General features: G+C 59.6%; 13 protein-coding genes (1 of these 13 only partly in view). 10 read left to right on the forward strand and 3 right to left on the reverse strand.

What is annotated here, in order from left to right:
• Positions 1-1,134 carry the 5' portion of an omega-aminotransferase AptA gene (gene aptA, locus ACOYXE_RS19015; protein WP_034154752.1) on the reverse strand. It extends 216 nt beyond the left edge of the window, so 1,134 of the gene's 1,350 nt are visible here — the first part of the coding sequence; it begins with the start codon at positions 1,132-1,134; its stop codon lies off the left edge, out of view.
• Positions 1,135-1,272: 138 nt separating this feature from the next.
• On the opposite strand from aptA, the gene ACOYXE_RS19020 reads away from it, so the two are divergent.
• The 7 genes from ACOYXE_RS19020 to ACOYXE_RS19050 all read left to right on the forward strand — a co-directional run bounded on the left by ACOYXE_RS19020 (position 1,273) and on the right by ACOYXE_RS19050 (position 9,279).
• Complete coding sequence (locus tag ACOYXE_RS19020; protein WP_460926433.1) at positions 1,273-2,193, forward strand: LysR family transcriptional regulator; 921 nt, start codon at positions 1,273-1,275, stop codon at positions 2,191-2,193.
• A 131-nt stretch (positions 2,194-2,324) separates the two neighbouring features.
• Positions 2,325-3,713, forward strand: a complete 1,389-nt coding sequence (locus ACOYXE_RS19025) for a uracil-xanthine permease family protein (RefSeq protein WP_160055570.1) — start codon at positions 2,325-2,327, stop codon at positions 3,711-3,713.
• A gap of 88 nt (positions 3,714-3,801) precedes the next feature.
• Positions 3,802-4,452 carry a TetR/AcrR family transcriptional regulator gene (locus ACOYXE_RS19030; RefSeq protein ID WP_064387743.1) on the forward strand — a complete coding sequence of 217 codons (651 nt, stop codon included), beginning with the start codon at positions 3,802-3,804 and terminating at the stop codon, positions 4,450-4,452.
• Positions 4,453-4,459: 7 nt separating this feature from the next.
• On the forward strand, positions 4,460-5,041 hold the full coding sequence (locus ACOYXE_RS19035) for an IMPACT family protein (protein WP_460926434.1): 582 nt from the start codon (positions 4,460-4,462) through the stop codon (positions 5,039-5,041).
• A gap of 644 nt (positions 5,042-5,685) precedes the next feature.
• On the forward strand, positions 5,686-7,233 hold the full coding sequence (locus ACOYXE_RS19040; protein ID WP_460926435.1) for an ABC transporter ATP-binding protein: 1,548 nt from the start codon (positions 5,686-5,688) through the stop codon (positions 7,231-7,233).
• 13 nt (positions 7,234-7,246) lie between these two features.
• Positions 7,247-8,353 (forward strand): ABC transporter permease, encoded by a 1,107-nt coding sequence (locus tag ACOYXE_RS19045; RefSeq protein WP_127925727.1) that lies wholly within the window; start codon positions 7,247-7,249, stop codon positions 8,351-8,353.
• Positions 8,353-9,279 (forward strand): ABC transporter permease, encoded by a 927-nt coding sequence (locus ACOYXE_RS19050; protein WP_460926436.1) that lies wholly within the window; start codon positions 8,353-8,355, stop codon positions 9,277-9,279. Before ACOYXE_RS19045 ends, ACOYXE_RS19050 begins: the two co-directional genes overlap by 1 nt.
• Before the next feature lie 40 nt (positions 9,280-9,319).
• Here the strand turns inward: ACOYXE_RS19050 and ACOYXE_RS19055 are convergent, their stop codons facing one another.
• Positions 9,320-9,754 carry a hypothetical protein gene (locus ACOYXE_RS19055; RefSeq protein WP_460929854.1) on the reverse strand — a complete coding sequence of 145 codons (435 nt, stop codon included), beginning with the start codon at positions 9,752-9,754 and terminating at the stop codon, positions 9,320-9,322.
• Between the two features lie 83 nt (positions 9,755-9,837).
• On the opposite strand from ACOYXE_RS19055, the gene ACOYXE_RS19060 reads away from it, so the two are divergent.
• From ACOYXE_RS19060 to ACOYXE_RS19070, 3 genes are all read left to right on the forward strand, one after another.
• The gene (locus ACOYXE_RS19060) at positions 9,838-10,188 is read left to right on the forward strand and encodes a MerR family transcriptional regulator (RefSeq protein WP_160055564.1); all 351 of its coding nucleotides are present in this window, start codon (positions 9,838-9,840) and stop codon (positions 10,186-10,188) included.
• A 22-nt stretch (positions 10,189-10,210) separates the two neighbouring features.
• Positions 10,211-10,897 (forward strand): SDR family oxidoreductase, encoded by a 687-nt coding sequence (locus tag ACOYXE_RS19065; protein WP_460929856.1) that lies wholly within the window; start codon positions 10,211-10,213, stop codon positions 10,895-10,897.
• Positions 10,898-11,150: 253 nt separating this feature from the next.
• Positions 11,151-12,509 carry an 8-oxoguanine deaminase gene (locus ACOYXE_RS19070; RefSeq protein WP_077570872.1) on the forward strand — a complete coding sequence of 453 codons (1,359 nt, stop codon included), beginning with the start codon at positions 11,151-11,153 and terminating at the stop codon, positions 12,507-12,509.
• A 124-nt stretch (positions 12,510-12,633) separates the two neighbouring features.
• Here ACOYXE_RS19070 and ACOYXE_RS19075 read toward each other — a convergent pair whose 3' ends face one another.
• On the reverse strand, positions 12,634-13,725 hold the full coding sequence (locus tag ACOYXE_RS19075) for a calcium:cation antiporter (RefSeq protein WP_160055562.1): 1,092 nt from the start codon (positions 13,723-13,725) through the stop codon (positions 12,634-12,636).
• Positions 13,726-13,731: the final 6 nt, after the last annotated feature.

The following is a 13,731-nucleotide window of genomic DNA, read 5'->3' on the forward strand; positions in this document are numbered from 1 at the left end:
AATGTCGATAACGTTCTTCGAACCTTTCAAACCATGCAGCGCGTTTTCGAAATGCGGCGCGACTTCCGCGACGCTCTGCACCAGGTTTTCCTTTTGCAGCAGGTCGAGAGCCGCCAGGCCAGCGGCACAAGCCACCGGGTGCGCCGAGTAGGTGTAGCCGTGTGGAAATTCCACGGCGTATTCCGGGGTCGGCTGATTCATGAAGGTCTGGTAGATCTCGGAGCTGGCAATCACCGCGCCCATCGGGATCGCGCCGTTGGTGACTTGCTTGGCGATGCACATCAGGTCCGGGGTCACGCCAAAGGTGTCGGCGCCGAACATGTTGCCGGTACGACCGAAACCGGTGATCACTTCGTCGAACACCAGCAGGATGCTGTGCTGATCGCAGATCTCGCGCAGACGCTTCAGATAACCCTGCGGCGGTACCAGTACGCCAGCGGAACCGGCCATAGGTTCTACGAATACGGCAGCGATGTTCGAAGCGTCGTGCAGTTCGATCAGCTTCAGCAGCTCATCGGCCAGCGCGATACCGCCCTGCTCCGGCATGCCACGGGAAAATGCGTTGCTGGCCAGCAGCGTGTGCGGCAGGTGATCGACGTCCATCATCGCCTGACCGAACAGCTTGCGGTTGCCGTTGACGCCACCAAGGCTGGTGCCGGCGATGTTCACGCCGTGGTAGCCACGGGCACGGCCGATCATTTTGGTTTTGGTCGACTGGCCTTTCAGACGCCAGTAGGCACGAACCATTTTCACCGCGGTGTCGGCGCACTCGGAGCCCGAGTCAGTGAAGAACACGTGATTGAGGTTGCCCGGAGTCAGCTCGGTGATTTTTTCGGCCAGCTGGAACGACAACGGGTGGCCGTACTGGAAGCCCGGCGAGTAATCGAGGGTGCCCAACTGTTTCGAGACAGCTTCCTGAATTTCCTTGCGAGTGTGGCCAGCGCCGCAGGTCCACAGACCGGACAGCGAGTCGTATACCCGGCGGCCTTTGTCGTCGATCAGCCAGCTGCCTTCGGCGCCAACGATCAGACGCGGATCGCGCTGGAAGTTACGGTTGGCGGTGTACGGCATCCAGTGCGCGTCCAGCTTCAGTTGGCTGGCCAGTGGCGACGGCGCGTTTTCAGGCATGTTCATCGGGCAAAACCTCGCAGGGCATAAGCGTCAGGGAGATAAGAAGCGTTGTTGCAGCTAAATTGCCACGCGGATAAAGTCGGTGAAATCCAACTCTTCTAACCTTCAGTTAGAACTTTGCTAAACAATGAGAACAATAGGATGAGCAGCCGTCGCCCCGATCCGCTGGCCCAGGTCAGTGACTTTGATATTCGCCTGCTGCGGATTTTTCGCAGCGTGGTGGAATGCGGCGGCTTCTCGGCAGCGGAAACCGTGCTCGGCATTGGGCGCTCGGCAATCAGTCAGCAGATGAGCGATCTGGAGCAGCGTCTCGGTTTGCGTTTGTGTCAGCGTGGGCGCGCGGGTTTTTCGCTAACCGAAGAAGGTCGCGAGGTGTATCAATCGGCGCTGCAACTATTAAGTGCGCTGGAAAGTTTCCGCACCGAGGTCAACGGCCTGCACCAGCATTTGCGCGGTGAGCTGATCATCGACCTGACCGACAACCTCGTCACCCTCCCCCACATGCGCATCACCCACGCCCTCGCCCAGTTGAAGGAGCGTGGACCGGATGTGCAGATCCAGATCCGCATGATTGCGCCGAATGAAGTCGAGCAAGGCGTGCTCGATGGGCGCCTGCATGTCGGCGTGGTGCCGCAGGCCAGCGCGTTGTCGGGACTGGAATATCAGCCGCTGTACAGCGAGCGTTCACTGCTTTATTGCGCGGTCGGCCATCCGTTGTTTTATGTCGATGACAAACAGCTCGATGACGAACGCCTGAACAGTCAGGACGCGATCGCGCCGACGTTTCGTTTGCCGGCGGAGATTCAGGCGCATTACCAGGCACTCAATTGCACGGCCAGTGCTTCTGACCGGGAAGGCATGGCGTTTTTGATTTTGACCGGGCGTTACATTGGGTATCTGCCGGATCATTACGCCAGTCTTTGGGTGCAGCAGGGGCGTTTGCGTGCTTTGAAAGCAGGAACGCGGTTTTACGATTTGAGTCTGGCATCGGTCACGCGCAAGGGGCGGCGCCCTCATTTGGTGCTGGAGAGCTTTTTGGAGAGTTTGGCGGCGACGCGTTGAAGGCAAGATCAAAAGATCGCAGCCTGCGGCAGCTCCTGCATTTGCGGGTTATTTGCCGATAAAGCTGAGCAAGTGGACAGGTTTTTGCAGAGGGGGAATTACTTCGTTCCTCTGATAAGAAGCCCTAAGCCATGCAGCCAGATTCCGCACCGTCCAGCGACCTGATCTACGGCCTCGACGACCGCCCCAAACCGCTCGCCGCGACACTCGCGGCGCTGCAACACGTGCTCGCCAGTTTCGTCGGCATCATCACCCCGCCGTTGGTGATCGGCTCGGCCCTCGGGCTGACCGCGCATTTGCCGTACCTGATCAGCATGGCCTTGATGGTTTCCGGCATCGGCACGTTTATTCAGGCGCGGCGGCCATTCGGGATTGGCGCGGGAATGATCTGTCTGCAAGGCACCAGTTTTGCCTTTCTCGGCGCGGTGCTGTCGGCGGGGTTTCTGGTCAAGCAACGTGGCGGCAGCCCGGAAGACATTCTCGCGATGATCTTCGGTGTGTGCTTTTTCGGCGCGCTGGTGCAGATCGTTCTCAGCCGTTTCATCGGTCAATTGCGTCGAGTCGTTACGCCGCTGGTGACAGGGATCGTTATCACTCTGATCGGCATCAGCCTGATCAAGGTCGGCATCACTGATCTCGGCGGCGGCTTCAATGCGCCTGACTTCGGTGCGCCGGGCAATCTGGCGCTGGGCGTGTTCGTTCTGCTGACGATTATTCTGCTCAACCGCTCGAACACGCCATGGGTGCGCTTGTCGGCAATCATCATCGGTTTGCTGCTCGGCAGTCTGGCCGCGTGGTTCAGTGGGAAACTGGTGCCGCAGCCTTTGCCTGACTTGCCGCTGGTGAGTTTTCCTACGCCGTTCAAGTTTGGCTTCAGCTTCGACTGGACGGCTTTCCTGCCGGTCGCGCTGATTTATCTGATCAGCACCATCGAAACCGTCGGTGACCTCACGGCCAACTGCATGCTTGCCCGCCAGCCAATCAGCGGCCCTTCTTATATAAGCCGCCTGCGCGGTGGCGTACTCGGCGATGGCGTGAGCTGCATGATCGCCGCGACCTTCAGCGCTTTCCCCAACACCACGTTCGCGCAGAACAACGGCGTGATCCAGTTGACCGGCGTGGCCAGTCGCTACGTCGGGTTGTACATCGGCGCGATTCTGTTTTGTCTCGGCCTGTTCCCGATGATAGGCGCGGTGCTGCAACAGATTCCGAAACCGGTACTCGGCGGTGCGACCCTGGTGATGTTCGGCGCGGTGGCCGCTGCCGGCGTGCGCATCCTCGCGCAGTCGCCGCTGGATCGACGCAGCATGTTGATCATCGCCACGTCGTTCGGCGTTGGCCTCGGCATCGCCGCACAACCGAACCTGCTGCACCTGCTGCCGAAACTGGTGCAGAACCTGTTCGACTCGGCGATCACCAGCGGTGGATTGACGGCAATCATCCTGTGCCTTTTGCTGCCGGAGTCGAAAACCGAGGCCGCTGAAGTGCACGCGGCGCTGAACAAGATCGAACAGGCGTAACGGTTTTATCGCGCAAGGACTTGTCGGATGTCTGTGGGTGCGCTATCAACGCAACTGGTTGCACCCACAGACAAACCCGGAAGTGCCTATGACCTTTGAAGTCCCTGCCCATGGCGGCAAACCCGCCAGCCGCATTCGTCAGAAGAACGAAGAGACCATCCTCAAAGCCGCCGAAGACGAGTTCGCCCGTCACGGGTACAAAGGCACCAGCATGAACACCATCGCGCAGAATGCCGGGTTGCCCAAGGCGAACCTGCATTACTACTTCACCAACAAACTCGGTTTGTACGTGGCGGTGCTGAGCAACATCATCGAGCTGTGGGACAGCACCTTTAATACGCTCACCGCCGAAGACGATCCGGCCGAAGCGCTGACCCGCTATATCCGCGCCAAGATGGAATTCTCCCGTCGCCAGCCGCAAGCCTCGCGAATCTTTGCGATGGAAGTGATCAGCGGCGGTGAATGCCTCACCGAATATTTCAATCAGGATTACCGCGCCTGGTTCACTGGCCGTGCGGCGGTGTTTCAGGCGTGGATCGATGCGGGCAAAATGGACGCGGTCGATCCGGTGCACCTGATCTTCCTGTTATGGGGCAGCACTCAGCATTACGCCGACTTCGCCACGCAGATCTGCCGCGTCAGCGGTCGCAGCAAGCTGACCAAGCAGGACATGGAAGACGCCGGCAACAACCTGATCCGCATCATTCTCAAAGGCTGCGGCCTCACTCCTCCTCTATAAGACGTTTATGCCTTTCACCCTCAGCGGTTTTTGCGAGTACCGCGAAGAGATTCGCAAAAGCCGCTTTATCACTTTCGCCGAGCCGATCGGCAGCCCTGCCGAGGCGCAGGCTTTTTTCGAACAACACAGCGATTTCAACGCCTCGCACAATTGCTGGGCGTGGAAGCTCGGCGATCAATACCGTAGCAATGATGACGGCGAACCGGGCGGCACGGCCGGGCGACCGATTCTGGCGGCGATTGAAGCGCAGGATTGCGATCAGGTCGCGGTGCTGGTGATTCGTTGGTACGGCGGTATTCAATTGGGCACGGGCGGCTTGGCCCGGGCTTATGGCGGTGGTGCGAACAAATGCCTGCAAACGGCGGCCAAGGTTGAGTTGATAAGCCGGGTGCCATTGAGTTGTGCTTGCGGGTTTGCCGAATTGGCGTTGGTGAAGTTGCGCGTTGCCGATCTGGGTGGATTGGTGGTGGAGGAAAACTTCACGGCAAACGGGGTTGAATTGAAGTTGGCGGTGGGTGAGGCGCAGATCGAGTTGTTACAAAGCCAGTTGGCGGATTTGAGTCGTGGGCGGATTTTGTTGCAGCGGTGAAGCCAAGATCAAAAGATCGCAGCGTTCCGCAGCTCCTACACGGATCCGTGGTTGTCACGAATTTTGGGGGGTGATTCCGGTTTCGGCGTTTCCATGTAGGAGCTGCCGAAGGCTGCGATCTTTTGGGGCACCCCGAAATTTCTTATTCCACAGAGTTGCCCACATCTGCTGTGCACCCGACTGTGGATAACCTGAGTACATTCCGCTGTAACCCTTCTGTCACGTGGCTTTGCGCGGTTTGTTCACTTTTCGTTCAATTCACCCGACGAAACGAATATTTCAAATAGAAACAGATGGTTAGCGCGGTTTATCACCATTAGAAGAAAGCACTGCAGTGCTTATGCCCGGGTTTGCAGCTTGCGCACAATAACTGTGGAGCAACCTGTGGATAACCCGTTCATGACCGCCGCAGTCGCAGGTTCTGCCTAGCTCCCACGGGTTTGCTCGTTTTTTGATCAGTTGCCGGCGGGCAAAACTGGAGCCCGATCAACGGCTTTGCGCTGAAATGGTGCTGCGAATCCCGCCAATTTTCACCGCAATGCTCTGCGCCGAGCGCACGCAGCCGCAGCCCGCTCGGGTTCCTGACTCAATGGCCAGGAAATTGCTTTATCCACAGGCACAACTTCAAGCAAGTCGAGCCTGTCATGCCAATCGCGCCTCCCCTCCCGCGCCTGCAACTGCGCCACATCAGCAAACGTTATCCCGGCTGTCTGGCCAACGACGCCATCGACCTGAGCATTGCGCCCGGAGAAATTCACGCCCTGCTCGGGGAAAACGGTGCGGGCAAAAGTACCTTGATGAAAATTATCTACGGCGTCACCCAGGCCGACGCCGGGGAAATGCTCTGGCAAGGCCAACGCGTCAACATCCGCAATCCGGCGCAGGCACGGCAGTTGGGCATCGGCATGGTGTTCCAGCATTTCTCGCTGTTCGAAACCCTCAGCGTCGCGCAGAACATAGCGCTGGCGATGGGCGCGAAGGCTGGCACGCCGAAACAACTGGAGCCGAAGATTCGTGAAGTCTCGCGCCGTTATGGCATGGCGCTGGAGCCGGAGCGACTTGTCCACAGCCTGTCGATCGGCGAGCGCCAGCGCGTGGAAATCATCCGTTGCCTGATGCAGGACATTCGTCTGCTGATCCTCGACGAACCGACGTCAGTGCTGACACCGCAGGAGGCGGATGAATTGTTCATCACCTTGCGCCGTCTCGCCGCCGAGGGCTGCAGCATTCTGTTTATCAGCCACAAGCTCGGCGAAGTTCGGGCGCTGTGTCACAGCGCGACGGTTCTGCGCGGCGGGCGCGTGGCCGGGCATTGCGTACCGGCCGAATGTTCCGATCAGCAATTGGCGCAGTTGATGGTTGGCGAAGCGGCGGCGTTGATTGGCGATTATCCAAAGGTCAGCGGCGGCGCGGCGTTTTTGCAGGTGAACGGCTTGAGCTGGCACAACCCGGACCCGTTTGGTTGTTCGCTGACTGACATTGATGTGCAGGTGCGCAGCGGTGAAATCGTCGGTATCGCCGGGGTCGCCGGTAATGGTCAGGATGAATTGCTGGCCCTGCTCAGCGGCGAACAAACCTTGCCTCGGGCGCAAGCCGCGACCATTCGATTCGCCGAACAACATGTCGCTGATTTACGCCCGGATGCACGGCGCAAACTGGGTTTGGCATTCGTGCCTGCCGAGCGTCTCGGCCACGGCGCGGTGCCGGAATTGAGTCTGGCCGATAACGCCCTCCTCACCGCTTTCCAACAAGGTTTGGTCAGCCACGGTTTGATCGAACGCGGCAAAGTCGAAGCCCTCGCCCAACAGATCATTCAGCGCTTCGGCGTGAAAACCCCGGGCACGCAAACCGCCGCGCGCAGTTTGTCCGGCGGCAACCTGCAGAAATTCATCCTCGGCCGGGAAATCCTTCAGCAACCGAAACTGCTGATCGCCGCGCACCCGACCTGGGGCGTGGACGTCGGCGCTGCCGCGACCATCCACCGCGCGTTGATCGCTTTGCGCGATGCCGGCGCGGCGATTCTGGTGATCTCCGAAGACCTCGACGAACTGTTCCAGATCAGCGACCGCCTCGGCGCCTTGTGTGGCGGACGCTTGTCGGCGCTGCACAACACCACCGATACGCAACTCAGCGACGTCGGCGGCTGGATGGCCGGCCAGTTCGACAACCCACCTTCAGCCGCCACGGTTTAACGGAGTTTTCCACATGCTGCTTTCCCTCGAACCCCGTGGCCAGCAATCGCGCTTGATGCTGTGGTGCTCGCCGTTATTGGCGGCGGCGCTGACGCTCGGTTGTGGCTCGCTGTTGTTTATCGCCCTTGGCCATGACCCATTGCAAACCTTGCACACGCTGCTGATCGCGCCGGTCAGCGACTTGTATGGCGTCTCCGAATTACTGGTCAAAGCGCTGCCGATCCTGCTCTGCGCGCTGGGTCTGGCGGTGGCCTATCAGGCGCGAATCTGGAACATCGGCGCCGAAGGCCAATTACTCCTCGGCGCGCTCGCCGGCAGTGCCTTGGCGGTGAACATCATCGGCATGCAAAGCCGTTGGGCGCTGGTATTTATTCTGCTCACCGGCACCGTCGCAGGCGCGGCGTGGGCCGGGCTGACCGCGTGGTTGCGCACGCGCTTCAATGCCAACGAAATCCTCACCAGCATCATGCTCAATTACATCGCCCTGAACCTGCTGCTGTTCTGCGTGCACGGGCCGTTGAAAGATCCCGCCGGCTTCAACTTTCCCGAATCGGCGATGTTCGGCGATGCCAGCCGTTTACCGTTGTTGATGGAGGATGGCCGCGTGCACGCCGGGGTGTATTTCGCCCTGCTCGCACTGGTCGCGGTGTGGGTGTTGTTGCAGAAAAGCTTTGTCGGTTTCCAGATCAAAGTGCTCGGGCTGGACAAGCGTGCGGCGGGGTTTGTCGGCTTTCGCGAGAAGCGGCTGATCTGGCTGGCGCTGTTGATCAGCGGCGGATTGGCCGGGCTTGCGGGAGTCTGCGAAGTCACCGGGCCGATTGGCCAATTGGTGCCGCAGGTGTCACCGGGTTACGGCTATGCGGCGATTACCGTGGCGTTTCTTGGGCGACTCAATCCGATCGGGATTCTGTTTTCCAGCCTGTTGATGGCGCTGCTGTATATCGGTGGCGAAAGCGCACAAATGACGATGAATCTGCCGCAAGCGATCACCCAATTGTTTCAGGGAATGATGCTGTTTTTCCTGCTCGCCTGTGACGTGCTGATCCTCTATCGGCCACGCCTGAACCTGCGCTGGGTAAAGCGCACGTCGACCACCGCCGTAACCGCCGGAGCGCTGTGATGGATATCGATCTGTTGAGCAATATTTTCTACGCCATGGTGCGTTGCGGCACGCCCCTGTTGCTGGTGGCGTTGGGTGAGCTGATCTGCGAGAAGAGCGGCGTGCTCAACCTTGGGCAGGAAGGGATGATGCTGTTTGGCGCGGTGATCGGTTTTATCGTCGCGCTGAACAGCGGCAACCTGTGGCTTGGGGTGTTGTTGGCGATGTTGGCAGGGATGTTGTTGTCGTCACTGTTTGCGCTGGTGGCGCTGGTGTTCAATGCCAATCAAGTGGCGACCGGTTTGGCTCTGACGATTTTTGGTGTCGGACTGTCGACCTTTGTCGGCGCGGCCTGGGTGGGTAAACCGCTGGCGGGTTTTGAGCCGTTGGCGATTCCTTGGCTGAGTGAAATTCCGCTGATCGGGCGGATGCTGTTTGCTCAGGATCTGCTGGTGTATCTGTCGTTCGCGCTGTTTGCGCTAGTGGCGTGGGTGATCATCAAAAGTCGTGTCGGGTTGATTATTCAGGCCGTGGGCGAGAACCCGGATGCAGCGAGTGCGATGGGCTTGCCGGTGTTGACCGTGCGTACCTTGGCGGTGCTGTTTGGCGGGGCAATGGCCGGGTCGGCCGGGGCTTATTTGTCGCTGGCGTATACGCCGATGTGGGCGGAAAACATGACCGCCGGGCGTGGCTGGATCGCGCTGGCGCTGGTGGTGTTTGCCAGTTGGCGAGTATGGCGGTTGTTGCTCGGGGCGTATCTGTTTGGCCTCGCCAGCATCCTGCATTTGGTGGCGCAGGGGTTGGGGCTGGCGATTCCGTCGAGTTTGCTGGCGATGCTGCCGTATGTGGCGACGATTGTGGTGCTGGTGTTGTTGTCGCGGGATGCGCTGCGGACGCGGTTGTATGCGCCGGTTTCGTTGGGGCAGCCGTGGCAGGCGGGGCATTGATGCGGTGACCTTGTTGGCCCTATCGCGAGCAGGCTCACTCCTACATTGGATCGGATTCACAATTCCCTTGTAGGAGTGAGCCTGCTCGCGATGGCTGTTCAACAGGCAACACCTGAGCAATGCCCCACGCTAACTCGAAGACCAGAAAAACCAGCAAAATCGAACTGGCGCCGTGCAGCAAGGCATACCCCTGCCAAGCCGCAAACAAAAATCTGGCCACCGCGTCATACCTTCCATAACGCGCCTGCGGATCGCGAATCCGCAGCACCGCCCACACGCACACGACCGAACCCAACAAATTCGCCATCAACAGATGCACAGGCTGAAACGCGGGTAGTTCGCCGGGCAAATCCAGTGCGCTCAATAACCCGTGCACAAGGGCAAAACTCCAAGGCGTGGCAAACGCTGCCGTGACGATCAAGTCATACCAGGCACTGCCGCGCACCACGTTGCGATACTGCGTTGAAGTCCACATCATCCATGCTCCAGAAATTCAGGGAGCAAGCACGGTAAAGCCTGGAGTATGCTCCAGGGTCAATACCTCTTTTGAGAGCCAGCATGCGCATCGGTGAATTAGCCCAGGCCAGCGCCGTCAGCCGTGACACCCTGCGTTTCTACGAGCAGCGTGGGTTGATCGCGGCGCAACGCAGTGCCAACGGTTATCGCGAATATCCGCCGGAGATGGTGCAACTGGTGCTCTACATCAAAACCGCGCAGCGCCTGGGATTTACCCTCGGCGAGATCGGCGACAGCGTTGCCGCATTGTGGAACGTGCCCGACCCGGACAACGCCGTGGCGCAGTTGCTGCGCGACAAACTGCAATTGATCGAAACCCGCATGAGCGAACTCGACGCGTTGCGTCAGGAGCTGCAACTTCGGCTCGGTCAGGCCTGTCCATTGAATCCATGATCCTCATTCATCAAGGAAGCCCATCATGTCTGCAAAAAACGCACTGATCATCGGCGCCTCCCGGGGCCTTGGCCTCGGTCTGGTGAAAACCCTGCTGGCCGACGGCTGGCAAGTTACCGCCACCGTGCGCAATCCGCAAAACGCCGAGGCGCTGCAAGCGCTGGGCAAGGTGCGGATCGAGAAGCTCGACATGGACGATCAGCAAGCAGTCATCGCTTTGAGCCAACAACTCAAGGGCGACACCTTCGATTTGCTGTTCGTCAACGCCGGGGTCAAAGGCCCGGCAGATCAAACCCCGGGTGGCGCGACACTGGCTGAAGTCGGTCAATTGTTTTTCACCAACGCGGTGGCGCCGATCAATCTGGCTCAGCGTTTTGTCGGGCAGATTCGTGATGGCAGCGGTGTGCTGGCGTTCATGAGTTCCGGGCTGGGCAGCGTGACGGTGCCAGACGCACCTGAGCTGGCGTTGTACAAGGCGAGCAAGGCTGCGCTGAATTCGATGACCAACAGTTTTATCACGCAATTGGGCGAGCGGAAGATGACGGTGTTGTCGCTGCATCCGGGTTGGGTGAAGACGGATATGGGCGGCGAAGGCGCGGACCTTGATGTGGAAACCAGCACCCGTGGGCTGGTCGATCAGGTGAATGCGTATACCGGCAAGGGCGGGCACCACTTCATCAACTACAAGGGTGAAACCATCCCCTGGTAAGCATACAAATCCCCTGTAGGAGTGAGCCTGCTCGCGATAGCGGTGTGTCATTCAGCAAAAGTGTTGCCTGATACACCGCTATCGCGAGCAGGCTCACTCCTACAAGGGACCGTGGTGAATGGTCGGGTTGGGCTTGCCCGCTGCGACAATTTGTTTGAAACTGCGCACCTCGTCCCCGCGGCGACCCTGGATCAGCAGACAGGGCATCACTGAGCTGGCAACCCTGAACCCCATTTTCAGAGGAGCCGGCAACATGCCCGCGACCCGTACCTGGTTAAAAAATCCCCTCGCCATTTTCACTTCCAACGAGCTCGATGCCCGTGGCGGTCTTGTCGTGCAAGACGGTGTCATCGTCGAAGTCCTCGCCGCTGGCCAGCAGCCGTCGGCGCCGTGCAATGCAGTGTTCGATGCCCGCGAGCATGTGATCCTGCCGGGCCTGATCAACACCCACCATCACTTCTATCAAACGCTGACTCGCGCCTGGGCACCGGTGGTCAATCAGCCGTTGTTCCCGTGGTTGAAAACCCTGTACCCGGTGTGGGCGCGCCTGACACCGGAAAAACTCGCACTCGCCACCAAAGTCGCTTTGGCCGAGCTGTTGCTGTCGGGCTGCACCACCGCTGCCGACCACCACTATCTGTTCCCGGACGGCCTGGAAAACGCCATCGACGTGCAAGTCGAAACCGTGCGTGAACTGGGCATGCGCGCCATGCTCACTCGCGGTTCGATGAGCCTCGGCGAGAAGGACGGCGGCCTGCCGCCGCAGCAGACCGTGCAGGAAGGTCAGGTGATTCTCGACGACAGTCAGCGCCTGATTCACGAGTACCACGAGCGTGGCGACGGCGCGCAGATCCAGATCGCACTGGCGCCGTGCTCGCCGTTCTCGGTGACCCCGGAAATCATGTCGGCCAGCGCCGAACTGGCGAACAAGCTCGACGTACGCCTGCACACGCATTTGGCCGAAACCCTCGACGAAGAAGATTTCTGCCTGCAGCGTTTCGGCCTGCGCACCGTTGATTACCTGGACAGCGTCGGCTGGCTCGGTCCGCGCACATGGCTGGCCCACGGCATCCATTTCAACCCGGATGAAATCGCTCGTCTCGGCGAGGCTGGCACCGGTATCTGCCATTGCCCGAGCTCGAACATGCGTCTGGCTTCCGGCATCTGCCCAAGTATCGATCTGACTGACGCGGGCGCGTTGTTTGGTCTGGGCGTCGACGGTTCGGCGTCCAACGATGCGTCGAACATGATTCTCGAAGCGCGTCAGGCGTTGTACATACAGCGTCTGCGTTATGGCGCCGAGAAGATCACTCCGGAACGCGTGCTGGGCTGGGCGACCAAGGGTTCGGCGAGTTTGCTGGGCCGTACCGACATTGGTGAGATTGCTGTGGGCAAGCAGGCGGATCTGGCGTTGTTCAAGCTCGATGAGCTGCGTTTCTCCGGCAGCCATGATCCGATTTCGGCGCTGTTGTTGTGCGGCGCCGATCGTGCGGATCGGGTGATGATTGGTGGTAAGTGGCGTGTGGTGGATGGCCAGGTTGAAGGGCTGGATCTGAAGGGCCTGATCGCCGACCACAGCCAGGCGGCTCGCCAACTGATCGCCGGTACCTGATACACCGCCGTTCAAAACTGTGGGAGCGAGCCTGCTCGCGAAGAGAGAGTGTCAGACAACATGTTTGTTGAATGACACACCGCTTTCGCGAGCAGGCTCGCTCCCACATTGGTTTCTGTCAGCCTCAAAGGCCGAGCAGGGACAACATGATGAACGTCGCGAACAGCACGAAGTGGGTCATGCCTTCGATGGCATTGGTCTCACCGTCATTGAGGTTGATCGCGCTGACGATCAGCGTGATGAAGATCATCACCGTCTGCACCGGCGTCATCGCCATTTGAAACGGCTGGCCGGTGTACAGCGCCATCGCTTCCATCACCGGCACCGTCAGAATCACCGTCGACAGTGACGCGCCCATCGCAATGTTGACCACCGACTGCATGCGGTTGGCCAACGCTGCGCGCAACGCCGTCAAAATCTCCGGCGCCGCAGAAATCGCCGCCACCAGAATCGCCGTGATCACCGGTGGTGCCCCGGTGCCTTCCAGACCCAGATCGAGGGTCTTCGACATCACTTCGGCCAGTGCACCGATCACCACAATGCCAAACACCAGAATGCCGATCGACAGGCCGATGCTCGGCGCTTTCGCCTGCGCGCCCAGCGGTTCTTTCTTGCGGCGTTTGTCTGGGTAGCTGTAGCTGAAAAAATAACTGTGCGGGCCGACCTGCATGCGCAGAAACAGCGCGTAAAGCACCACCATTGCACCGATGGTGAACGCCGAATAAATCTTCCAGTTGGCCTCGGGAATGAACTCCGGCACCACCATCGACACGCCCATGGCGGTGAGGATCATCACACTGTAGCTGCGCGCCGAATCGTCGTTGTACGACTGCTCGCCATGTTTGATCCCGCCCATCAGCGCGGCGAGGCCGAGGATGCCGTTGATGTCGAGCATCACGGCCGAATAGATCGTGTCACGCACCAGCGTGGGCGATGCTTCGTTGCTCATCATGATCGCGAGGATCACCACTTCGACCAGAACAGCCGCGAGGGTGAGGATCATCGTGCCGTAAGGGTCGCCGACCTTTTCGGCGAGCAGTTCTGCGTGATGGGCGACGCGCATCGAGGCGGCGACGATGAACGCGATCAGCGCCAGGCCGGCAGTCAGCGCGACGATCTGGCCGCTGTGCAGCATCCAGTGTTCCAACGGATAGGCGACGCACGCGGCGATGACGGCCAGTAGCAGAAAGCTTTCTTGCTTGAGGATTGTGAACATAACGGG

This window comes from Pseudomonas sp. MC6, assembly GCF_054790575.1.